General features: G+C 68.3%; 21 protein-coding genes. 2 read left to right on the top strand and 19 right to left on the bottom strand.

Annotation, left to right across the window (positions count from 1 at the left end):
• Positions 1–26: 26 nt before the first annotated feature.
• The 7 genes from VAPA_RS08370 to VAPA_RS08340 all read right to left on the bottom strand — a co-directional run bounded on the left by VAPA_RS08370 (position 27) and on the right by VAPA_RS08340 (position 7,630).
• Positions 27–1,049 carry an XdhC family protein gene (locus VAPA_RS08370; protein ID WP_021006332.1) on the bottom strand — a complete coding sequence of 341 codons (1,023 nt, stop codon included), beginning with the start codon at positions 1,047–1,049 and terminating at the stop codon, positions 27–29.
• 14 nt (positions 1,050–1,063) lie between these two features.
• Positions 1,064–1,675 (bottom strand): CoxG family protein, encoded by a 612-nt coding sequence (locus tag VAPA_RS08365; protein ID WP_021006331.1) that lies wholly within the window; start codon positions 1,673–1,675, stop codon positions 1,064–1,066.
• 31 nt (positions 1,676–1,706) lie between these two features.
• Positions 1,707–2,921: a vWA domain-containing protein gene (locus tag VAPA_RS08360; RefSeq protein WP_021006330.1), complete on the bottom strand. Its 1,215-nt coding sequence runs from the start codon at positions 2,919–2,921 to the stop codon at positions 1,707–1,709.
• 27 nt (positions 2,922–2,948) lie between these two features.
• On the bottom strand, positions 2,949–3,851 hold the full coding sequence (locus VAPA_RS08355; RefSeq protein ID WP_021006329.1) for an AAA family ATPase: 903 nt from the start codon (positions 3,849–3,851) through the stop codon (positions 2,949–2,951).
• Positions 3,852–3,921: 70 nt separating this feature from the next.
• On the bottom strand, positions 3,922–4,713 hold the full coding sequence (locus VAPA_RS08350; protein WP_021006328.1) for an FAD binding domain-containing protein: 792 nt from the start codon (positions 4,711–4,713) through the stop codon (positions 3,922–3,924).
• 21 nt (positions 4,714–4,734) lie between these two features.
• Entirely contained in the window at positions 4,735–7,119 is a 2,385-nt protein-coding gene (locus VAPA_RS08345; protein ID WP_021006327.1) for a xanthine dehydrogenase family protein molybdopterin-binding subunit, read from the bottom strand.
• Positions 7,120–7,132: 13 nt separating this feature from the next.
• Entirely contained in the window at positions 7,133–7,630 is a 498-nt protein-coding gene (locus tag VAPA_RS08340; RefSeq protein ID WP_021006326.1) for a (2Fe-2S)-binding protein, read from the bottom strand.
• Positions 7,631–7,810: 180 nt separating this feature from the next.
• Here VAPA_RS08340 and VAPA_RS08335 point away from each other — a divergent pair, with 180 nt between their 5' ends.
• Positions 7,811–8,947: a helix-turn-helix domain-containing protein gene (locus VAPA_RS08335; RefSeq protein WP_021006325.1), complete on the top strand. Its 1,137-nt coding sequence runs from the start codon at positions 7,811–7,813 to the stop codon at positions 8,945–8,947.
• A gap of 7 nt (positions 8,948–8,954) precedes the next feature.
• Here the strand turns inward: VAPA_RS08335 and VAPA_RS08330 are convergent, their stop codons facing one another.
• The 11 genes from VAPA_RS08330 to VAPA_RS08280 all read right to left on the bottom strand — a co-directional run bounded on the left by VAPA_RS08330 (position 8,955) and on the right by VAPA_RS08280 (position 19,182).
• A complete protein-coding gene (locus VAPA_RS08330; RefSeq protein WP_021006324.1) occupies positions 8,955–9,332 on the bottom strand; it encodes a nuclear transport factor 2 family protein in 378 nt (125 codons plus the stop codon).
• Positions 9,333–9,455: 123 nt separating this feature from the next.
• Positions 9,456–10,316 (bottom strand): ABC transporter substrate-binding protein, encoded by an 861-nt coding sequence (locus VAPA_RS08325; RefSeq protein ID WP_021006323.1) that lies wholly within the window; start codon positions 10,314–10,316, stop codon positions 9,456–9,458.
• Positions 10,313–11,032: an ATP-binding cassette domain-containing protein gene (locus VAPA_RS08320; RefSeq protein WP_021006322.1), complete on the bottom strand. Its 720-nt coding sequence runs from the start codon at positions 11,030–11,032 to the stop codon at positions 10,313–10,315. The genes VAPA_RS08325 and VAPA_RS08320 overlap by 4 nt, the downstream gene beginning before the upstream one ends.
• A complete protein-coding gene (locus VAPA_RS08315; protein WP_021006321.1) occupies positions 11,029–11,787 on the bottom strand; it encodes an ABC transporter permease in 759 nt (252 codons plus the stop codon). The genes VAPA_RS08320 and VAPA_RS08315 overlap by 4 nt, the downstream gene beginning before the upstream one ends.
• 95 nt (positions 11,788–11,882) lie before the next feature.
• Positions 11,883–13,355, bottom strand: a complete 1,473-nt coding sequence (locus VAPA_RS08310; RefSeq protein ID WP_021006320.1) for a M81 family metallopeptidase — start codon at positions 13,353–13,355, stop codon at positions 11,883–11,885.
• Positions 13,352–14,608 carry a Zn-dependent hydrolase gene (locus VAPA_RS08305; protein WP_021006319.1) on the bottom strand — a complete coding sequence of 419 codons (1,257 nt, stop codon included), beginning with the start codon at positions 14,606–14,608 and terminating at the stop codon, positions 13,352–13,354. The genes VAPA_RS08310 and VAPA_RS08305 overlap by 4 nt, the downstream gene beginning before the upstream one ends.
• Before the next feature lie 34 nt (positions 14,609–14,642).
• Entirely contained in the window at positions 14,643–15,356 is a 714-nt protein-coding gene (locus VAPA_RS08300; RefSeq protein WP_021006318.1) for an ABC transporter ATP-binding protein, read from the bottom strand.
• Positions 15,353–16,123, bottom strand: coding sequence for an ABC transporter ATP-binding protein (locus VAPA_RS08295; protein WP_021006317.1), 771 nt, complete (start codon positions 16,121–16,123; stop codon positions 15,353–15,355). Before VAPA_RS08295 ends, VAPA_RS08300 begins: the two co-directional genes overlap by 4 nt.
• A complete protein-coding gene (locus VAPA_RS08290) occupies positions 16,120–17,082 on the bottom strand; it encodes a branched-chain amino acid ABC transporter permease (RefSeq protein WP_021006316.1) in 963 nt (320 codons plus the stop codon). The genes VAPA_RS08295 and VAPA_RS08290 overlap by 4 nt, the downstream gene beginning before the upstream one ends.
• A gap of 8 nt (positions 17,083–17,090) precedes the next feature.
• The gene (locus VAPA_RS08285; protein WP_021006315.1) at positions 17,091–17,951 is read right to left on the bottom strand and encodes a branched-chain amino acid ABC transporter permease; all 861 of its coding nucleotides are present in this window, start codon (positions 17,949–17,951) and stop codon (positions 17,091–17,093) included.
• A 25-nt stretch (positions 17,952–17,976) separates the two neighbouring features.
• Positions 17,977–19,182, bottom strand: coding sequence for an ABC transporter substrate-binding protein (locus VAPA_RS08280; protein WP_021006314.1), 1,206 nt, complete (start codon positions 19,180–19,182; stop codon positions 17,977–17,979).
• Between the two features lie 186 nt (positions 19,183–19,368).
• On the opposite strand from VAPA_RS08280, the gene VAPA_RS08275 reads away from it, so the two are divergent.
• A complete protein-coding gene (locus VAPA_RS08275; protein ID WP_021006313.1) occupies positions 19,369–20,157 on the top strand; it encodes a FadR/GntR family transcriptional regulator in 789 nt (262 codons plus the stop codon).
• Between the two features lie 114 nt (positions 20,158–20,271).
• Here the strand turns inward: VAPA_RS08275 and VAPA_RS08270 are convergent, their stop codons facing one another.
• Entirely contained in the window at positions 20,272–21,219 is a 948-nt protein-coding gene (locus VAPA_RS08270; RefSeq protein ID WP_021006312.1) for a LysR family transcriptional regulator, read from the bottom strand.
• Positions 21,220–21,302: the final 83 nt, after the last annotated feature.

The following is a 21,302-nucleotide window of genomic DNA, read 5'->3' as shown; positions in this document are numbered from 1 at the left end:
ACTGGTCGCAGGAACCGGTCGGCGCCTCAGCCCATCGCCAGCTGCTGCATGCCCTTGGCGCGCGCCACTTCCATTTCGCGCGGCAGCGTGACCGCGTTCTTCACGGCCAGGATTTCCGCCATCACGCTCACCGCGATCTCGGGCGGCGTCTTGCTGCCGATGTAGATGCCGATGGGGCCGCGCAGCCGCGCGAGCGATTCGGCCGTCTGGTCGAAGTGCTCGATCATCCGGTCGCGCCGCGCATCGGCATTGCGGCGCGAGCCGATGGCGCCCACGTAGAAGGCCTCGCTCTGCAGCGCTTCGAGCAGCGCGAGGTCGTCGAGCTTGGGATCGTGCGTGAGCGCAACCACGCAGCTGCGGCGGTCGGGCTTGAAGGCCAGCACCGCATCGTCGGGCATCTCGGTCGTGATCTCCACGCCGGACAGCGACCATGCGGTGCGGTACTCGGCGCGCGGATCGCACAACGTCACGGCAAAGCCGCTGAACTTGGCCATGGTCGCGAGGTACTCGGCAAGCTGGCCGGCGCCGATCAGCAGCATGCGGTATTCGGGGCCGAAGGTGTTGGTGAGCTCGGTGTCGTTCACCTTGAGCGCGTCGGGCGCAGTGGCTTCGGCGAGCCGCACGGCGCCGGTCGCGAGCGTCACGGTGCGCTGCATGAGCCGGCCTTGTTCAAGCTCGGCCACCAGCGTGTCGAGCGAGGCCGCGTCGGGGTCGTATTCGAGCAGCAGCTCCAGCGTGCCGCCGCAGGGCAGCCCGAAGCGGTGCGCCTCGTCGGCCGTGATGCCGTACTTCACGAGCACGGGCGGCGCGCCCACGGGCACCTCTTCGCCGTTGCCGTGCGCATGGCTGTAGCGCGCGATCAGGTCGTCCTCGATGCAGCCGCCGGAGACCGAACCCACCACCGCGCCGTCGTCGGCCAGCGCCATGATCGAGCCGACCGGCCGCGGCGAGGAGCCCCAGGTGCGCACCACGGTCGTGAGCAGCGCGCGCTTGCCGGCGTGCCGCCAGTCGCGCAGCGTGCGCAGCACCATGACGTCGAGATTTTCCATCGCCTGATCCGTTCCTAGCTGCTGGCGTCGCCCGGTGCGGCAGACGCGTCCTTGTCGTCCTTCTTGCCGAGGCCGATCTTCCTCATGAGGCCGGACATCATGCCGGCCTTTTCGGCGGACGCCTCGGCCGGTTCCGACACAGCGGCAGGCGGGGGGCCGTAGCGGCTCTGCATCTCGGCCTCGAAGCGCTTGAAGAAGTCGTCGGCGGTCGACTTGGCGGCGCCGTCGATGAGCCGCTGGCCCAGCTGGGCGATCTTGCCGCCGACCTGCGCCTGTACGGTGTAGTCGAGCTCGCAGCCGGGTGCCGGCGCGGCTTCGGCGGCGCCGTCCAGCGGCCGCAGCGTCACGCTGGACGAACCCTTGGCAAAACCCGCCACGCCGCCCTGCCCCTCGAAGCTGAGCTTGTAGCCATCCGGCGCCACGATGTCCGACAGCGCGACCTTGCCGTTGAACTTGGCCGACACCGGGCCGATCTTGACCGCCAGCGCCACGCTGTACTGGTTGTCGCCCGTGAGCTCGAACTTGTCGCAGCCGGGAATGCATTTCTTGAGCGTCTCGGGATCGTTGAGCGCATCCCAGGCCTGTTGTTGGGTGACGCCGAGGCGGCGGTTGCCGAGCATTTCCATGGTGGTTTTCCTTTTTTCCTTCTGTGAGGCACTAGCGGCCGGACCGCATGAGGGCGGCAAGGCTGGCGGCCAGCTGTTCGAGGGCACTGAGATTGTGGACCGCCAGCATCGCATCCGCATGCCGGTGCAGCACACTGGCCCCACGCGCCAAAGGGGCGTAGCCCTCGAAGCGCAGCAGCGGATTGAGCCACAGCAGGCGGCGCGAGTGGCGCTTGAGCCAGAGCAACTCGTTTTCCAGCAGCGCCGGCTCGCCGGTGTCGAGCCCGTCGCTGATCACCAGCACCAGCGTGCGGCGGCCGGTCAGGCGGCGGGCATGGAAGCGCCGGAGTTCGGCGAGCGAACTTCCGAGCCGCGTGCCGCCCGCGAAATCGTCGATGGCGAGGCCGGCGGCCGCCAGCATGGCATCGGTGTCGGCCAGTCGGAAGGCCGGCGTGAGGTCGGTCAGGCGGGTGCCGAAGGCGAACACGTCGCGCCGCCCGGCCCGCCGCGTGGAGGCGTGCAGGAAAGCCAGCAGCAGCCGCGCATAGCGTTCCATCGAGCCCGACACGTCGACCAGCACCAGCAGCGGCAAAGGCCGCTCGCGCCGGGCCAGCCGCGGCAGGCGCAGCAATTCGCCGCCGGTGCGCGCAGCCTCGTGCAGCACGCCGGGCCAATGCATGCGCGCATGCTGCCGGCCGGCATCGTTGGCCGCGCGCAGCCGGCGCGACGGCACCGAAGGAATGGGCAGGCTGACGTCGCGCGCAAGCCGCTCCACCAGTTGGTACTCGGACGCGCCGAGCGCATTGAAGTCGGCATGCTGCAGGCGCTGCCGGTCGCTCGATGTCATGGCGGCATCGAACTCGACCTCCTTGTCGGGCTTGGCGACCACGGCCGGCCTGGCGGGATCGCGCGGCGCCGTGAGGGCTTCGCGCACGCGCGGGCGCCGCTTCGAGGGCTCGGCCTTGCCTTCGGCGCTCGGCAGCATCTGCGCGAGCAGCTTGTTGGCAAGTTCAGGGTCGCGGAACCAGGCGTCGAAGAGTTCGCGGAACACCATGCGGTCCTGCTCGCGGCTCACCATGACGGCCTCCATGGCGGCGCTCAGGTCGAGCCTGCTTTCCACCCCCACCAGCGCAGCCGCTTCGGCGGCCAGCGCAATGCGCATGGCATCGGTGCGAACGCCGGCGCGGCGCAGGGCGCGGCCGAAGGCCGTGATGTTGCCGGCCAGCTTGCCGCTGCGTACGTCGCCGAGTTGCTGGATGCCGGTCATGCGGGCGGCCGCTACCTTCGGCCGCGCTCAGGGCGCGACCGGCTCCTCGGGTTTCAGCAGATCCGATGCCAGCTCGTGCGTGAGCGCCGCCACGTCGTCGCGTTGCTTGAACAGGATGCCGGCGGTGTCGACCACCACTTCGGGGTCGAGCTCGACCGTGTCGAGCGCGATCAGCGCCCTCGCCCACTCGACGCTTTCGGCGATGCCGGGCGCGCGCTGGAAGGCGTTGACGAAAGGCGCATCGCGCAGCCGCGCGACAAAGGCGGCCACCTGGGCCGACAGCTTCTCGCCGGCCTGCGGCACCTGGGCCCGCACGATGGCAAGCTCGCGCTCGCGTTCGGGATAGTCGAGCCAGTGGTACAGGCAGCGCCGCTTGACCGCATCGTTGAGCTCGCGCGTGCGGTTGCTCGTGAGGATGGTGACCGGCGGCACCACGGCACGCACGGTGCCGAGCTCGGGAATGCTGACCTGGTATTCGCCCAGGTATTCGAGCAGGAAGGCCTCGAAGGGCTCGTCGGCGCGGTCCACTTCGTCGATCAGCAGCACGGCGCCGGGCGCGGGCGTCTGCAGGGCCTGCAGCAGCGGACGGCGGATCAGGTAGTGCGGCTGATAGACCTCGGCTTCGACGTCGCGCGCCGCGCCGGTGGCCTCGGCCGCGCGCATGTGCAGCAGCTGCGCGGCGTAGTTCCATTCGTAGAGCGCCTCGCGCTGCTCCAGCCCGTCGTAGCACTGCAAACGCAGCAGCTCGCGATTGAGCGCCTTCGACAGCGCCTTGGCCAGTTCGGTCTTGCCGACGCCGGGCTCGCCCTCGAGCAGCAGCGGACGCTGCAGCCTGAGCGCGAGGAACACGGCCGTGGCCAGGCGGCGGTCGGCAAAGTAGCCGGCCTGCATCAAGCCTTCGGAAAGGGAATCGATGGTCGGGAAGATCATGGCGAAGCGTAGCGGAAGACGCGGGGGTGTCGCGCCTTCCGGCCTGCGAGCGGTGGTGGCGCTGTCTCGTTCAGCCCAGCGCCCTGGTGACGGCGCGCTGCGTGAGCACGCTGATCAGGTTGGCGCGATAGGCCGCCGATGCGTGCAGGTCGCTGTTGAGGTCGCTCGCATCGATCTTCACGGCCGCGGCAGCTGCCGCGGTGAAGCTCTTGTTGAGCGCATCTTCGAGCCCCGCGTGGCGGAACACCCCGTTGCCCGCGCCGGTCACGGCCACCCGCACGCCGCTGTCGGACTGCGTGAGGAACACGCCGACGAGCGGGAAGTTCGATGCCTTCTGGCGCAGCTTCTCGTACACGGCGCGCTTCGGGATCGGAAAGCGGATCGCGGTGATCAGCTCGTCTTCTTCCAGCGCCGTGGTGAACAGCCCGAGGAAGAAATCGTCCGCAGCGATCTCGCGCTTCGAGGTGATGACCGTGGCACCGGAACCCAGCACCGCGCTGGGATAGCAGGCGGCAGGGTCGTTGTTGGCCACCGAGCCGCCGATGGTGCCCATCGCGCGCACCTGCCGGTCGCCGATGCGCGAGGCCAGGTCGGCCAGCGCCGGGAAGGCGGCTTTCACGTCGGCGTTGTTGGCCACGTCGAGGTGGCGCGACATCGCGCCGATGGTGATCGTGTTGCCATCTTTCTTGATGCCGGTGAGCTCCTTGATGTCGCCCAGGTCCACGAGCTGCTCGGGCGCCGAGAGCCTGAGCTTCATGGAGGCGAGCAGCGTCTGGCCGCCGGCCAGCGGCTTGGCGCCGGCGGCAACGAGCTTGACGGCATCGGCCACGGTGGCCGGTCGTTCGAGTGTGAAGGCGTACATGGTGTGGGTTCCTTCGTTGTTCTAGTGGGAGGCGGCAGCCTGCATCGCTTCCCAGACGCGGCTGGCCGATGCGGGCATGTCGAAGTCCTTGACGCCCAGCGGCGCCAGCGCGTCGAGCACGGCGTTGATCACGGCTGGCGGCGAGCCGATGGCCCCCGCTTCGCCGCAGCCCTTGGTGCCCAGCGGGTTGTGCGTGCACGGGGTGCACACGGTGTCGAGATTGAACTGCGGAAAATCGCCCGCCCTGGGCATGGCGTAGTCCATGAAGCTGCCGGTGAGCAGCTGGCCGGTTTCGTTGTCGTAGACGCAGTTCTCGAGCAGTGCCTGGCCGATGCCCTGCACCAGCCCGCCGTGCACCTGGCCCTCGACGATCATCGGGTTGATGATGGTGCCGAAGTCGTCCACCGCGGTGAAGCGGTCCACCCGCACCTCGCCGGTCTGCTTGTCGACTTCGACCTCGCAGATGTAGGTGCCGCCCGGGAAGGTGAAGTTGGTCGGGTCGTAGAACGCGGTTTCGTTCAGGCCGGGCTCGAGCTTGTCGAGCGGGTAGTTGTGCGGCACATAGGCCGTGAGCGCCACCTGGCCGAACGGGATCTTCTTGTCGGTTCCCTTCACCGTGAACTCGCCGTTCGCAAACTCGATGTCGGCATCGCTCGCCTCCATCAGGTGCGCGGCGATCTTCTTGGCCTTGGTCTCGATCTTGTCGAGCGCCTTCATGATGGCGGCGCCGCCCACCGAGATGGAGCGCGAGCCGTAGGTGCCCATGCCGAAGGGCACGCGGCCGGTGTCGCCATGGACCACGTCGACGTTGTCCACCGGAATGCCCAGGCGCGCCGCAACCACTTGCGCAAAGGTGGTTTCATGCCCCTGGCCGTGGCTGTGCGAGCCGGTGAACACGGTCACGCTGCCGGTGGGATGCACGCGGATCTCGCCGCATTCGAACAGGCCGGCCCGCGCACCCAGCGCCCCGGCGATGTTCGACGGCGCGATGCCGCAGGCCTCGATGTAGCTCGAGTAGCCGATGCCGCGCAGCTTGCCCGCGGCCTCGCTGGCCGACTTGCGCTTCGCATAGCCTCCGACATCGGCCAGCACGCGGGCCTTGTCCATGCAGGCGTGGAAGTCGCCCGTGTCGTACTGCAGCGCCACCGGCGTCTGGTAGGGGAAGGTGGTGATGAAGTTGCGCTTTCGGATCTCGTCCTGGCCCAGATTCATTTCCCAGGCGCAGCGCGACACCAGGCGCTCGAGCAGGTAGGTGGCCTCGGGCCGGCCCGCGCCGCGATACGCATCGACCGGCGCGGTGTTGGTGAACCAGGCATCGACCTCGACGTAGATCTGCGGCGTGGTGTACTGGCCCGCGAGCAGCGTGGCGTAGAGGATGGTCGGCACTGCGGTCGAGAAGGTCGACAGGTAGGCGCCGAGGTTGGCGTCGGTGTGCACCCGCATCGCGAGGAACTTGCCATCCTTGTCCAACGCCATCTCGGCGTGGCTCACATGGTCGCGGCCGTGCGCATCGGACAGGAAGCACTCCGAGCGTTCGGCCGTCCACTTGATGTTGCGGTTGAGCTGCTTGGCGGCCCAGGTCAGGCACACGTCTTCGGCGTACAGGAAGATCTTGGAGCCGAAGCCGCCGCCCACGTCGGGCGCGATCACGCGCACCTTGTGCTCGGGCAGGCCCAGCACGAAGGCCGTCATCAGCAGGCGCTCGACATGCGGGTTCTGGTTGGACACATAGAGCGTGTAGTCGTCGGTGCCGCGGCTGTAGCTGCCGATGGCCACGCGCGGCTCGATGGGGTTGGGGATCAGCCGGTTGTTGACGAGGTCGAGCTTGGTGACGTGCGCGGCCGTGGTGAACACCGCATCGACCGCCGCCTTGTCGCCCAGCGTCCACTTGTAGCACTGGTTGTCGGGCGCCTCGTCGTGCAGCGTGACGCCGCTCGCCTTCTTCGCCGCGTCGGCCACGCTCACGAGCGCGGGCAGCACGTCGTAGTCGACCACCACGGCTTCGGCGGCATTCTTGGCCTGCTCGACCGTCTCGGCCACCACCATGGCCACATGGTCGCCCACGTAGCGCACCTTGTTGATCGCGAGGATCGGGTGCATCGGCTCCTTCATGGGCGTGCCGTCGGGGTTGTTGATGAGCCAGCCGCAGGGCAGCCCTCCCATCTTGCCCTCGATGTCCTTGCCGCTGAAGATGCCGACCACGCCGGGCATCTTGAGCGCTTCGGCGGTGTCGACCGACTTGATGACCGCGTGGGCGTGCGGCGAGCGCACGAAGACCGCATGGCTCTGGTTGGCCAGCGTGATGTCGTCGGTGTAGTTGCCCGCGCCGGTCAGGAAGCGATAGTCTTCCTTGCGCCGCAGCGCTTCGCCGATGTGGGGCAGGTTCGAGAAGTCGGAAGCACCCATGATGTTGCTCCCTTCACGCCGTGACGGTGGTCTTGACCGGGGTGCCGGAGGCCATGGCCTCGCCACCCATCTTCACGGCCTTCACGATGTTCTGGTAGCCCGTGCAGCGGCACAGGTTGCCGTCGAGCAGTTCGCGGATCTCGGACTCGCTCGACTTGGGATGGTGGGTGCACAGGTCGATGGCGCTCATGACCATGCCGGGGGTGCAGAAACCGCACTGCAGGCCATGGCATTCCTTGAAGGCCGCCTGCATGGGGTGCATGGTGCCGTCGGGCTGGGCGATGCCCTCGATGGTGGTGATTTCCGCACCGGCCGCCTGCCCGACCAGGATGTTGCACGATTTCACCGCGCGGCCGTTCATGTGAACGGTGCACGCGCCGCACTGGGCGGTGTCGCAGCCGACATGGGTGCCGGTGAGATGGAGATGCTCGCGGATGGCGTGCACCAGGAAGGTATTGGGGGGCGCGTCGACCGTGGCCGGTCGGCCGTTGACCGTGAAAGCTACCTGCATTTGGCTGTCTCCGTTGAAGGTGATGGCTGGTTCAGCAAAAGGCATCTTGGATGCCGGCCCGGTGCACTATCCTAGGCAAAACCCTCGCCGCTTGCGCGGTGCGTACGAAATTCTCAAAATGAAACAACTTGCGGCCCGGCAAGTTTCAAAAAAGACGCCCCACCCGAGCGACCCGACCCGATGTCCGCCTCCATCGTCCTGCCCCTCCCCGAGCGTTCCGTCGCCATTGCGCAGGCCCGCCGGGAGCTGATCCATGGCGACGCCTCCCGCTCGCGGGGCACCGCGCGCGTCGAGCCATGGATCCTGCGTTCCTGGGAGCGCTGCATGGAAGCGGGGCGGCAGCCGCAGCAGCGGGTCAGCTTCGAACCGGTGGGCAAGTCGGCCGTGCGCGACGTGGCCGAGCGCAACCGCGCGCTGATCTTGGCGGCCAGGCCGGTGATCGAGCGGCTGTCCCGCGCCATTGCCGACACGCGCTATTTCGCCGTCCTGACCGATGCCGAGGGCATCGTGGTCGATGTGGGCCCGCTGCCCGACGGCACCGACACCGCCAGCCGCGACGCCCGCAACATCGCCCGCGTCGGCGTCGACCTGTCGGAGCGCGCGGTCGGCACCAGCGCCATCAGCACCGCACTGGCCGAGCAGGAATCGGTGTGGCTGCACCGCGGCGAACACTTCTTCGAGGACACCAGCGTCTACAGCTGCGCCGGCGCGCCGCTCTTCGGCCCCCAGGGCGACTGCATCGGCATGCTCGACCTGACCGGCGTGCAGGCGGTGGAGCGGCCGGAGCTGCGGCACCTGGCCACGCTTTCGGCGCGCAGCATCGAGAACATGCTGGTGCTGAACGAGCCCTGCGAGCTGCGGCTGCATCTCTCGTGGCCGGGCTGCCCGCGCGGCGAAGCCACCGACGGGCTGCTGTGCGTCGACGCCGGCGGCACCGTGACAGGCGCGAACGCCGCGGCGCGGCAGATGCTGCACCAGCCGCTGGCGCGCAGCCAGCATGCGCTGCACTGCAACGACCTGTTCGCGCTGCCGCTGGAGATGCTGTTCGATGCGGCCCGCCGCGGCGATGCCGTGCTCGAGGTGCCGCTCTGGTCGGGCCTGCGCGTGCAGGTCCGGCCCCAGCGCGGCGGCAAGGGCTCGCCGGGCGCGGTGCCCGAAGCCCGGCCGCGGCTGCGCGACGTCGAAACCGCGCTGATCCGCAAGGCCGTGGCCGACGCCCGCGGCAACGTGGCCGAAGCCGCCCGCACCCTCGGCATCAGCCGCGCCACGGTCTACCGCAAGCTGTGGCGCGGGCGCGCCTCGGGATCCGCGGACTGAAGCGTGTTCATGCTCCGACCGGCACCTTGTCCAGGAAACCGGTCACCGACTGCAGCTTGCCCGCGTCGAGCCGGGCGAAGTCGGTTCCCTGGATCAGGTCTTCGGCGCCGCTCGGGCCCAGGGTCCACGAGAAGCGCAGGTTGTCGCCATGCGCCTCGGGCTTGCCGAACAGGTTGAAGCGGAAACCCGGATAGCGCTGGTGCACGGCACCGATCAGCGCGCCGATCTGCTCGCGGCCGCTGGCCTGCGCCAGCGGGTCCACGTAGTGCGCATCGGCCGTCCAGGCGGCCGCGATCAGCTCGGCGCGGCGCGCGGCATCGGTTTCGTTCCAGGCCGCGATGTAGCGTTGGGCAATGGCGGCGGCGTCGTGTGCGGCGGTGTTCATGATGACCATTTCCTTTCGAGGGTTCGACCCGCAACATCGCGGGGTGAAGGAATGGTCGCGCCGGGCACGCGCGGCGTCGATGACCTCGCAGGTCATGCAACGATGCGCGGCGGCATGCGCCGCTCAGTTCGACCGTGCGTTGGGAAAGAACAGCTGCTCGCCGCCGATCTTGTAGGCGGCAATGGTCTGCTGCCCGGCCGGCGAGATCACCCAGTCGACGAACTTCTGCGCGCCCCGGCTGTTGAGCGAGGGGAATTTCGCCGGGCTCACCACCATCACGCCATATTGGTTGAACAGCCGCTTGTCGCCCTCGACCAGCACCGCCAGCCCGGCGCGGTTCTTGAAGCTGAGCCAGGTGCCGCGGTCGGCCAGCACATAGGCGCCGGACGAGGCCGCGATGTTCAGCGCCGGCCCCATGCCGCAGCCGCACTCCTTGTAGCCCGTGCCCTTGCGCTCGTCGGGCACCGGCTGCCCCGCCTCGGCCACGCCGGTCTGCGTCCAGAGGCGGCGCTCGGCCGCGTCGGTGCCGCTCTTGTCGCCGCGCGACACGAAAGGCGCATTGGCGGCCGCGATCTTCTTCAGCGCGGCGACGATGTCGCCGCCCTTCGTGGCAACCGGGTCGGCCTGCGGGCCCACCAGCACGAAGTCGTTGTACATCACCGGATAGCGCCTGGCGCTGAAGCCCTCGGCCACGAACTTCTCCTCGGCCGCGGTGTCGTGCACGAACAGCACGTCGGCGTCGCCGCGCTTGGCCATGTCGATGGCCTGGCCGGTGCCCACCGCCACCACCTTGACGTCGATGTCGCTCGCTTTCTTGAAAGCCGGCAGCAGGTGCGAGAACAGGCCCGACTGCTCGGTGGACGTGGTCGAGGCCATGGTGATGGTCTCGGCGCGCGCGGCGCCGGCCGCCACGAAGAAGACCGCAACGGCCAGCGAGGCGCGGATGCCCGCGCTTGCGCGGTGCTGCTTGAGGAACGGATTCATGCCAACTCTCCTTTGACGAACAGGCGGGCCTCTTCCGGCAGGGGCCCATGGAAGAAATCGTGGACGGGCAGATCGGCCAGCACACGGCCGTGCTCGAGGTAGACCACGCGGCTGGCCAGCCGCTTGACCTGCCCGAGGTTGTGGCTCGCGAACACCAGCGTGCGGCCGACGGCGGCTTCGGCGATGAGCGTCTCGACCTCGCGCTTGGCGGTCGGGTCGAGGCTGGCCGTGGGCTCGTCGAGCAGCAGCACCGCCGGATGCAGCGCCCAGGCGCGCGCCAGCGCCACCCGCTGCTGCTGGCCGCCCGACAGGGCGCGGGCGTTGCGGTCGGCCAGGTCTTCCAGGCCCACGCGCGCCAGCGCCGGAATGGCGGCGCGGCGGGCATCGCGCCAGCGCATGCCGCGCAGCCACAGCGCCACCGCCACGTTGACCACCACCGAGGCGCGCAGCATGTGCGGGCGCTGGAACAGCATGGCCTGGTGGCGGCGCGGCGCGGCGCTGGTGAAGCTTCCCGCCGCATGCGGGACCAGGCCGTGCAGCAGCCGCAGCAGCGTGGTCTTGCCGCTGCCGTTGGCGCCGATGAGGGCCACGCGCTCGCCGGCCGTGATGGTCAGGGTCGCGCCCTGCAGCGCCGCCACGCGCCCCAGGCGAACGTCGACGCCATGGAGCGCGAAGACGGTGGCGTCCACGCTCGCGAGCTGCGCGCGTTCGTTCACGGGCGCGCCTCCGGCCGCCACCAGGCCGCCATGCCGCCGCCTTCGCCGCCCCCGCCGTCGACCCGCTCGCGCCAGCCCCGCACGGCGGCAATCGCGAGGTTGAGCACCAGCACCACGCCCAGCAGCACGATGCCCAGGGCCAGTGCCAGCGGCAGGTCGCCCTTGCTGGTTTCGAGTGCGATGGCCGTGGTCATCACGCGCGTGAAGCCGTCGATGTTGCCGCCCACCACCATCACCGCGCCCACTTCCGATACCGCGCGGCCGAACGCCGCGATCAGCACCGTGAGCAGCGCGTAGCGCTCGTCCCACACCAGGAGCAGCGCCCGCACCAGCGGCCTGGCGCCGAGCGAGCTCAGCTGCTCGCCATGCGCACGCTCGGCATCCTCGATGGCCTGGCGCGTGAGCGCCGTCACCACCGGCAGCACCAGCACCGTCTGCGCCAGCACCATGGCCTTGAACGAAAACAGCCAGCCCAGGAAGCCGAGCGGGCCGGAACGCGACAGCAGCAGATAGATCACCAGCCCGACCACCACCGACGGCAGCGCCAGCAGGGTATTCAGCAGCGTGAGCAAGCCGGCGCGGCCGCGAAAGCGCGCCACGCCCAGCCAGGCCCCCAGCAGCAGGCCCAGGCCGCAGGCCAGCACGCAGGCACTGGCGCTGACCGCGAGCGAACGGCCGACGATGGCCAACAGCACCGGATCGCCGGACACGAGCAGCTGCCAGGCCGCGACGGCGCTCTGGGCAAAGGTGTTCACGCGGTGGGCTTCATGGTCGGAAGCGCCGCAGTATCGGGGTGTACCTCCAATTACCTATGCAATTTTTTTGCATAGGTAGACCACACCCCAGCTGGTCAGACCATGTCGAGCGGAAAGACCGGCCTGCGCACCTTGGAGAACGGGAACAGGCTGTAGTCCGAGCTGGTCACGCCCGGGCTGTCGCACTCGACCAGCGCCGCGGAGATCGGCTCGAACACCGGCCGGCAGTACATGCGCGACTTGAGCAGCAGGAAGCGTTCCTTGCGCGGATCGAGCCCCGCGCATTCGAAGACGCCGATGTCCCAGGGCTCCTGCGTGCGCTCGGTCACCACGATGCGCGCGGCGCCGATGTCGAACAGCACCGTGCGGCCCATGCTGCTGCGCTGGCCGGTGTAGGTGGGGCCGGTGATCACATATTCGCCGTTGCCGACGGTGCGCACCGTGCCGGTCAGCGTCACGGGCTTCTTCGACAGCCCTATGCCTTCGAGCGACACCTTGTTGCCGAGCGCCACCGTCACCTCGGCGCCCTCGCCCGCCGCGATCAGCTCGGCCACCGCGGCCGGATCGCACAGCGGGCCCACGCCGATGCCGTCGAGCCCCTGCGCCAGCGCCTCCTGCAGCACGTCCATGGTGTCGCAGCTGCCGCCCGACATGCAATTGTCGCCATGGTCCAGCAGCAGCACCGGACGCGTCGCGCCGTCGGCGATGGCCTTGGCCCGCGCGATCGACTCGGCCAGCGGCTCGCTGCGGTAGATGAACGCCTCGCGCTCGTCCCACATCTGCCTGGCGATCCGGTCGGCCGTGGCCTGCGCGCGCTCGGGCGCTTCTGCATCGACCACCACCACGCTCATGCAGGGCGCCTCGATGTCCGACAGCGAGAAGCCGGCAAAGATCGACACCGCGAGCGATTCCGATGCTTCGGCGGCGCGCGCCGCCTCGATGGCCCGCTGCATCGCACCGGTGAACGAGGCGCTGCGCAGCGTGTGCGCCATCAGGGGCAATGGGTGCCAGCGCATCGCGGGCCTGCTGCTTCCTGCGAGCAGGTCGAACAGCAGGCGGCCGGCATGCTCGCCGGTCTCGTACATGTCGATGTGCGGATAGGTCTTGAAGCCGACGATCACGTCGGCATTGCCGACCATCGCCGGCGTCACGTTGGCGTGCAGGTCGAGCGCCACGCCGATGGGCACGCCGGGCGCCGCGGCGCGCAGCCGCAGCAGCAGGTCGCCTTCGCCGTCGGCGCTGTTCTGCGCCACCATGGCGCCGTGCAGGTCGAGCAGGATGGCGTCGCAGCCCGGCGCGGCATCGACGATGCACTGCGTGAGCGTGGTGTAGGCCTGCGCATCGACCGGCCCGCTCGGATTGGCCGAGGCCGACACCGGCGTGACCAGCGTTGCACCGGCCTGCTCGGCCAGGTCGATGAAGGCGGACATCGCGGTGCGCATGCCCTTGTTGTCCTTGTAGGCCTGCTCTCCGAACGTAGGGCCGTCGGGGCCGAAGGCCGCGAGCGGCGTCGGCACCGGCGAGAAGGTGTTGGTCTCGTGGTTGAGCCGCGCAATCAGCACCTTCATGACGACGCCACTCCCGCGCTCTGCAGCATTGCCTGCAGCAGCACATTGCAGCCCGCCTCGAGGTGGCCGGGCTGCGCATCCTCGATCTCGTTGTGGCTGATGCCATCGAGACAGGGCACGAAGATCATCGCCGTGGGGCACACGCGCGCAAGGTACACCGCGTCGTGGCCCGCGCCGCTGATCACGTTCATCCAGGTCATGCCCTGCGCCTGCGCGGCCTCGCGCACGGCCGACACGAGCGTGGGCGTGAAGGGCTGCGGGGGAAAGTAGACGACCTGCTCCACCGTGGCCTCGACCTTGCCCTTGGCGGCGATGCGCTGCACCGTCTCCTTCAGCTCGGCGTCCATGGCCGACAGCACCACGTCGTCCGCCGCGCGCAGGTCGACGCTGAGCTTCACGCGGCCCGGGATCACGTTGCGCGAATTCGGATAGCTGTCGATCCAGCCGACCGTGCCGCGCGCATGCGGCGCATGGGCCAGCGCGATGCGGTTGACCTCGATCACCAGTTCGGAGGCCGCGAGCAGCGCATCCTTGCGCAGCTCCATGGGCGTGGGGCCGGCATGCGCTTCCATGCCCTGCACCACCACGTCGTACCAGCGCTGGCCGAGCGCGCCCTCGACCACGCCGATCACGCGCTCGTTGGCCTCGAGCACCGGCCCCTGCTCGATGTGCGCCTCGAAATACGCACCCACCGGCGACGCCGCGGCCGAAGCCGGTGCGGTGCCCGCATAGCCGATGGAAGCCAGCGCCTCGGCCACGCTGATGCCGTCGTTGTCGCGCTGCGCGAGGGCATGCTCGAGCGTGAAGGCATCGGCGAACACGCCCGAGCCCATCATCACCGGCACGAAGCGCGAGCCCTCCTCGTTGGTCCAGACGGCAATTTCCAGCGGTGCCTCGGTGACGACGTTCGCATCGTTCAGGCTGCGGAGCACTTCCAGCCCGGCCAGCACGCCATAGTTGCCGTCGAACTTGCCGCCCGTGGGCTGGGTGTCGATGTGGCTGCCGGTGACCACCGCGGGCCGCGTGTCGTCGCGGCCGGCGCGGCGCGCGAAGATATTGCCGATCCGGTCGACGCGCACCTCGCAGCCGGCTTCGCGCGCCCAGCGGGTGAAGAGATCGCGGCCCTGGCGGTCGAGGTCGGTCAGCGCGATGCGGCAGACGCCGCCCTTCTCGGTGGCGCCGAGCTTCGCCAGTTCCATCAGCGAGTTCCAGAGACGGTCGCCATTGATGCGGAGTTGGGTTGGTGAGTTCATGGCTTTGCAAAAAGAAGAAGGGATGCGCGAAGCCTCAAGCAAGGCCCACGCCCAAATAGCGGTCTTTCACATCGTGGTCGGCCATGAAGGCGGAGTTGCCCGCCTCGTGCACGATCACGCCCTGCTCGAGGATGTAGTGGCGGTCGGCCAGCTGCACGCAGACTTCCAGGTTCTGCTCGACCAGCAGGATGGCCACGCCGGCCGCCTTGATGCTCTTCAGCTGGGCGACGATTTCCTCCACGATGACCGGCGCGAGCCCTTCGACCGGCTCGTCGAGAATCAGCAGCCGCGGATGGTTCATGAGCGCGCGGCCGATGGCCAGCATCTGCTGCTCGCCGCCCGAGAGCTGGCCGCCGCCATTGCGGCGCCGCTCCTTCAGGCGCGGGAAGATGCGGTAGATGTCGCCCAGTTGCCAGGGCGAATCGCGGCGCTGGCCGAGCAGCAGGTTTTCTTCCACCGTGAGCAGCTTGAAGACCCCGCGGTGCTCGGGCACCAGGCACACGCCGCGCGTGGCAATGCGATGCGGCGGCAGGCCCGCGATGTCCGCGCCCTGGAAGCGCACGCGGCCGCCGCTGGGCGTGACGGCGCCGGCAATGCTCTTGAGCGTGGTCGACTTGCCCGCACCGTTGCGGCCCAGCAGCGTGACCAGTTCGGCCTCGCCCACCGTCATCGACACGCCCTGCAGCACGTGGCTCTTGCCGTAGTGCGCGTGCAGCGCCTCGACTTCGAGAATGTTCTTTGCGCTCACGCCTTGCCCCCGGTGATCATGTTGCCCAGGTAGGCCGTGCGCACGCGCGCATCGGCCCGGATGTCCCCCGGCAGCCCCTCGGCCAGCACGCGGCCCAGCTGCATCACGGTCACGGTGTCGGAGATGTCCATCACGATGTTCATGTTGTGCTCGATCAGCACCACGGTGTGCGCATCGCGCAGGCCGCGGATCAGCCGCTTCATGTCGTCGAGGTCGTCGATGCCCATGCCCGAGGTCGGCTCGTCCAGGAAGATGGCCTTCGGCTTCGCGGCCAGTGCCATGCCCACCTCGAGGCGGCGCTGCTGGCCATGCGAAAGCTCGCTGGCGGACGCGTCGGCCAGCCGCTGCAGGCCCACGCGTTCCAGCACCTCGGCCACCGTCTCGGCGCAGGCGCGTTCGCCGACCGGCGCGCGCCAGCAGTTCATGGCCTGGCGCGGCGCGATGCCCTGCGCCGCCACGCGCAGGTTCTCGCGCACCGAAAGGCTCGCGAACAGGCTGGTCACCTGAAACGAACGCGCCATGCCGCGCTGCACGCGCTTGTGGTCGGGCTCGTGCGTCACGTCGTGGCCGTCGAACAATATGCGGCCGCCCGTGGTGGTGCCGGTGCCTGTGAGCATGTGGAACAGCGTGGTCTTGCCGGCGCCGTTGGGCCCGATCACCGAGTGCACGGTGTTGCGCTTGATCTTCAGGTCGACCCCGCCGAGCGCGGCGAACTTGCCGTAGTGCTTGGTGACGCCGATGGCTTCGATCAGGATGGGTTGCGTCATGCCTTTTCTCCCTTCACGCCAGGCGCGGCCGCCACCGAAGGCGGCGCCTTGCGGAACACACGGCGCCATGCGCTTTCGCCCAGGCCCCAGAGGCCGCGCTGCATGCCGATGCTCACGCCGATCAGCAAGAGCCCCAGCAACAGCAGCCACCGCGGCCACAGCGTGGAGAGCCAGTCGGCCAGCAGCACGTAGAAGGCCGAGCCCAGCACCGAGGCAAACAGGTTGCCGGTGCCGCCGATCACGGTAATGACCAGGATCATCTCGCTCGTGTGGTACTCGGCATTCGACAGCGGCGCGATGCCGGTCATCATGGCGTGCAGCCCGCCCGCCAGGCCGGTGACGGCGCCCGAGATCACGAAGGCCAGCAGCTTGAAGCGCTTGAGGTCGTAGCCCACCGCGGCGGCGCGGTCCTCGTTGTCGCGGATGGCGAGCAGCGTGCGGCCGAAGACCGAATCGGTCACGCGCAGCAGCAGGCCGAAGGCGATGAGGAACATCACGGCCACGAAGGCGTAGTACTTCCAGGGCGTGTCCATGAAGGCGGGGCGCGGCACGTCGAGCAGCCCGTTGTCGCCGCCCGTGAGTCCCGAAGCGGTGTACGCCACGAAATAGAACATCTGCGCGAAGGCCAGCGTGAGCATCACGAAATAGGTGCCGCGCTGGCGGATCGCGACCCAGCCGACCACCGCCGCGCCCAATGCGCCCATGGCAATGGCCGCAAGCAAGGCAAGCGGCATCGGCAGAGAAAGCCGCGTGAGCAGGATCGCGATGGTGTAGCTGCCCAGCCCGAAGAAGATGCCCTGCCCGAACGACAGCAGCCCCGTGTAGCCCAGCAGCAGGTTGCAGCCCAGGGCCGCCAGCGCATAGATCAGCACCTCGCTCGCGAGCGAACCCGAGCGCAGCACCAGCGGCAGGACCAGCGCAACGACGAGCGCCAGCAGGAAAGTGATTTTTTTGGGCATGGCGGTGTTCATCCTCTGCGGCCGAGCAGGCCATGCGGGCGCAACAGCAGCACGGCCCCCATCGCGACATAGATCATCAGGCTCGCGCCCGGCGGCCAGATGGTGCTCATGAGGCTCTGCACGATGCCGATCAAGAGGCCGCCGACCAGCGCGCCGCCGAAGCTGCCGAGCCCGCCGATCACCACCACCACGAAAGCCACGCTGAGCGCCTCCACGCCCATGAAAGGCTCCGCGCCCCGGATCGGCGCGGCCAGCACGCCGGCCAGTGCCGCGGTGGCCGCACCCAGCGCGAACACCAGGCTGAACACCCGGAACACATTGATGCCGAGCAGCGACACCATCTCGGTCGATTCGCTGCCCGCGCGCACCGCGCTGCCCAGGCGCGTGCCTTCGAGCACCCACCACAGCAGCACCGCGAGCACGGCGGTGAAGCCGATCACGAACAGCCGGTACTTGGGATAGATGAAGCTGCCCCACATCACCACGCCCTGCAGCAGCTCGGGCGTCGCCACGCTGTTGCCGAGCGGCCCCCAGAACACGATGACGATCTCCTGCACCGCGAGCGCAAGCCCCACGGTCACGAGAATGTGGAACTCGTGCGCCTTGGCATAGACGCGGCGCAGCAGCAGCTTCTCGGCCAGCCAGCCCAGCGCGCCCACGCACAGCGGCACCAGCACCAGCGCGGCCCAGAAGTCGAGCCCCCATTGCATGGCCTGAAAGCACAGGTACGCGCCCAGCAGATAGAAAGCCCCGTGCGCAAAATTCACGAAGCGCAGCAGGCCGAACACGATGGACAAGCCAACGGCCAGCAGGAAATACAGCATGCCGATGCCGATTCCGTTGATGGTCTGGAGCAGGTAGACGGTCATGCGCGCGTCGGTGTCCTTTGCGGCCTCAGGCCAGCTTGCAGCCGGTCTTGTCTACTGCAAGGAAGGACTTGCCCGAACTCACCACGTCCACATAGTCGGCCGGGTTCTTCATCTTCGACTTGGCCTTGCCCTTGAGCAGGTAGTAGTCCTTGATGACCTGGTGGTCGGCCTTGCGGATTTCTTCCGTGCCCGTGAGCCCCTCGTACTTCATGCCTTCGAGCGCCGCGATGACGGCCTTCTGGTCCACGGTGCCCGCCTTCACGATGCCGTCGATGAGGATCTTGGTGCAGACATACGAGCCCGCCAGGCTGTAGTTGGGCACGATCTTGAGCTTGTCGGCCGTGAGCTTCACCAGGTCCTTGTTGAGGGTGGTGTCGGCGGTGTGCCAGTACTGCGCGCCGAAGTAGACGCCGTCGCACAGGTCGGCGCCCAGCTCGTCGAACTGCTCCAGGCCCGAGGCCCAGGCCATGAGGATCGTCATGTTCTTGTGCATGCCGAAGCTCACCGCCTGGCGCAGCGCGGCCGACGACTGTGCGCCGAAGTTCAGCAGCAGCAGCACGTCGGGCTTGGCGGCCATGGCGTTGGTGAGATAGCCGCTGAACTCCTTCTCATTGAGCGAGTGGTAGCTGTTGCCCACGTGCTCGATGCCCTTCTCCTGGAAGATGTTCTTGGCCGCGCCCAGCAGGCCTTCGCCGAACACGTACTGCGGCGTGATGGTGTACCAGCGCTTGGCCTTCGGCATGGTGGCGATCAGCGGGCGCACCGTCTGCTCGATGGCGCCGAAGGTGGGCACCGACCAGCGGAAGGTGGCCGGGTTGCAGTCCTTGCCCGTGATCTCGTCCGCACCCGCGGTGGTGATGAAGACGCCGCCGGCCTTCTCGGCCTCCTTGCCCATGGCCAGCGCTTCGGACGACAGGATGCCGCCCGCGAAGAACTTGGCGCCCTGCTGCTGCGAGGCTTCCTGCACCTTGCGCACCGCTGTGGCCGGCTTGCCTTCGGTGTCGAGCACCGTGTAGGCCAGCGGGCGCTTCAGCACGCTGCCGTACTGCTCGATGGCCAGCTTCATGCCCAGGTCGGCGAACTTGCCGTTGGCCGCGAAGGCGCCCGACATCGGAACCGGGCAGCCGAAGCGGATCGCATCGGCCGATTGGGCGAAGGCCGCGCGGCCGGCCAGGAGCGAGGCGGGAGCGGCCGACAGGGCGGCGAGCTGAAGAAGGTGTCTGCGTTGCATGGGATTCTCCGGACGTGGATGGGAGGGAAGAGAAAGGTGCTGCCTGAAGTCGGCAACGAATTTAAGCGGATAAATATGATTAATATGCTGGTAAAAACCCGCTAGCAATGGCCGTGCCAAAATCCGGCAGGTCCGGGCCCGATACCTGCTCAGAGCCCCTCATCACCCCGAAATGACCCTTTACGCATGAAATCGACGCAGGACGCCATGACCTTTGGACACACCCGTGCCAAACGGCAGAAGCTCTCCGACGTCATCGTCGAGGACGTCAAGCGCTGGATCGTTGCCGAGCGCAAGCAGCCCGGCGACCGGCTGCCGAACGAGAAGGAACTGATCGAGCTCTTCGGCTATTCGAAGAGCACGGTGCGCGAGGCGTTGAAGGCGCTGGAGGTGCGCGGGCTGGTCTCCATCCGCACCGGCCCCGGCGGCGGCGCCTACCTGCAGCAGGTGTCGGTCGACCATGCGTCGGAGCCGCTGCGCAACTTCCTGCACTTTCACCACCTGGACGGGCACCACATCTACCAGCTGCGCAAGGTGCTGGAGCCCGAGCTGGCCGTGAGCGTCGTCGGCAGGCTGACGCCCGAGCAGTTCGAGCGGCTCGAAGCCAACGTGCGCCTTTGCACGATAGAGCCCACCAACGAGGACGAACTGCGCACGCAGCGCGAGGCCGAGCTCGCGTTTCACACCATGCTGGCCGAGGCCTGCCCCAATCCGGTGCTGTCCTTCATGTGCCGCTTCCTCAACGACCTGCTGCGCGACCTCGTGGTCTACAAGAAGGCGCTGGACCACCACCATTTCGGCGAGGCCAACGTCGACTATCACACCCAGTTGCTCGACGCCTACCGCCGCGAAGACGCCGAAACCGTGCGCCGCCTGATGGCCGAGCACATGGTCGATGCCGAGGCGCACATGCACGAGATGGAGGCGCACATCGGCGCCAAGCATCTGTTGCTGCCTGGCGGCGGGCAGCGGTAGTCGAATCGGTTTTCAGGGCGGGTGCACGAGGCCACCGTGGGCACGCTGGTGGAGTACCGCCGATCAACGACTGCTCTGAATCACGCTCCCGTCCGGCGTGATCGCACCCCGAATTCAGGCATGCGCCTTCTCCAGGCACTCCTGAAACGCCAGCACCGCCCGTGAAGGCTTCGGCGACCGCCGCAGCAAGCTCACGAACCGGCACGCGTAGTTGAACCGCGCCGGCAGCACGGCCTTCATCAGCCCGCGCTGCTCGAACACCTGCGCATAGTGGTCAGGCAGAAAGCCCAGGAAGCGCCCCGAAAGAATCAGCGTCGCAATCGCCTCCTGGTCGAAGCCCGTGGCCCTGCGCGACAGCCTGGCGCGGTGGCTCAGTTCCATGTTGGGCGAGTGGTAGCCCAGGCCCGCGAAGTGATGCTCGCGCAGCTTCGCCCACGTGAGCTTTGCGTGGCTGCTGCCGAAGAGCGGATGCCCCGCGCCGCAATACAGCAGCATCGTCTCGTCGAACAGGTCGGCGTACACCAGGCTCTTCGAGGCGCGGTGCGCCGGGATGATGCCGATCTGGAAGTTGCCTTCGAGCACGCCCTGCTCTATGGCGTTGATCGAGCCCACATGCACCGCCAAGTTCACCTCTGGCGCAAGTTCGGTGAAGCGCGCGATGGCTTCGCCGATGCGCGCCTTCGGGTTGGTGGCCGTCTTGTCGAACAGCGCCACGTCGAGCTGGCCGCCCATGCGGTTGTGGATGTCGTCGATGCTGCCGCGAAAGGCGTCGACCGAGGCCAGCAGGCGCAGCGTCTCGTCGTACACGCGCTGGCCCTCGGCCGTGAGCGCGAAGCCGGCCCGGCCGCGCCGGCACAGCACCAGGCCGAGCCGGGTTTCCAGGTCCTTCACGTGCCGGCTCACGGTGGAGGTGCCGATGTTGAGCTCCAGCTCCGCCGCCGCCATGCCGCCGCAGTCGACCACGCTCTTGAACACCTTGAGCAGGCGCAGGTCCATGTCGCTGAGCTGCCCCAAGACGGCACGGTTGCGAGCACTGTTTTGGGCTTTCGCCTTTACTTGCATAAAGTGTCAAGTGAACATTGATATTGCGCCATTCTCCACACTGAAGGCTCTGCCAACAATCGGTGTACCTCATCACCCTTTTG

The organism is Variovorax paradoxus B4 (assembly GCF_000463015.1).
Classification (GTDB): domain Bacteria; phylum Pseudomonadota; class Gammaproteobacteria; order Burkholderiales; family Burkholderiaceae_C; genus Variovorax; species Variovorax paradoxus_E.
This window is presented reverse-complemented; position numbering and strand designations above follow the sequence as displayed.

Coding starts and splice junctions, on each gene's coding strand:
- VAPA_RS08335 (WP_021006325.1), top strand. CDS start 7,811: ATGTCCGCCTCCATCGTCCTGCCCCTCCCCGAGCGTTCCGTCGCCATT.
- VAPA_RS08370 (WP_021006332.1), bottom strand. CDS start 1,049: ATGGAAAATCTCGACGTCATGGTGCTGCGCACGCTGCGCGACTGGCGG.
- VAPA_RS08310 (WP_021006320.1), bottom strand. CDS start 13,355: ATGAAGGTGCTGATTGCGCGGCTCAACCACGAGACCAACACCTTCTCG.
- VAPA_RS08285 (WP_021006315.1), bottom strand. CDS start 17,951: ATGACCGTCTACCTGCTCCAGACCATCAACGGAATCGGCATCGGCATG.
- VAPA_RS08290 (WP_021006316.1), bottom strand. CDS start 17,082: ATGCCCAAAAAAATCACTTTCCTGCTGGCGCTCGTCGTTGCGCTGGTC.
- VAPA_RS08270 (WP_021006312.1), bottom strand. CDS start 21,219: ATGCAAGTAAAGGCGAAAGCCCAAAACAGTGCTCGCAACCGTGCCGTC.
- VAPA_RS08365 (WP_021006331.1), bottom strand. CDS start 1,675: ATGGAAATGCTCGGCAACCGCCGCCTCGGCGTCACCCAACAACAGGCC.
- VAPA_RS08360 (WP_021006330.1), bottom strand. CDS start 2,921: ATGACCGGCATCCAGCAACTCGGCGACGTACGCAGCGGCAAGCTGGCC.
- VAPA_RS08325 (WP_021006323.1), bottom strand. CDS start 10,316: ATGAATCCGTTCCTCAAGCAGCACCGCGCAAGCGCGGGCATCCGCGCC.
- VAPA_RS08295 (WP_021006317.1), bottom strand. CDS start 16,123: ATGACGCAACCCATCCTGATCGAAGCCATCGGCGTCACCAAGCACTAC.
- VAPA_RS08330 (WP_021006324.1), bottom strand. CDS start 9,332: ATGAACACCGCCGCACACGACGCCGCCGCCATTGCCCAACGCTACATC.
- VAPA_RS08355 (WP_021006329.1), bottom strand. CDS start 3,851: ATGATCTTCCCGACCATCGATTCCCTTTCCGAAGGCTTGATGCAGGCC.
- VAPA_RS08275 (WP_021006313.1), top strand. CDS start 19,369: ATGAAATCGACGCAGGACGCCATGACCTTTGGACACACCCGTGCCAAA.
- VAPA_RS08280 (WP_021006314.1), bottom strand. CDS start 19,182: ATGCAACGCAGACACCTTCTTCAGCTCGCCGCCCTGTCGGCCGCTCCC.
- VAPA_RS08305 (WP_021006319.1), bottom strand. CDS start 14,608: ATGAACTCACCAACCCAACTCCGCATCAATGGCGACCGTCTCTGGAAC.
- VAPA_RS08345 (WP_021006327.1), bottom strand. CDS start 7,119: ATGGGTGCTTCCGACTTCTCGAACCTGCCCCACATCGGCGAAGCGCTG.
- VAPA_RS08340 (WP_021006326.1), bottom strand. CDS start 7,630: ATGCAGGTAGCTTTCACGGTCAACGGCCGACCGGCCACGGTCGACGCG.
- VAPA_RS08350 (WP_021006328.1), bottom strand. CDS start 4,713: ATGTACGCCTTCACACTCGAACGACCGGCCACCGTGGCCGATGCCGTC.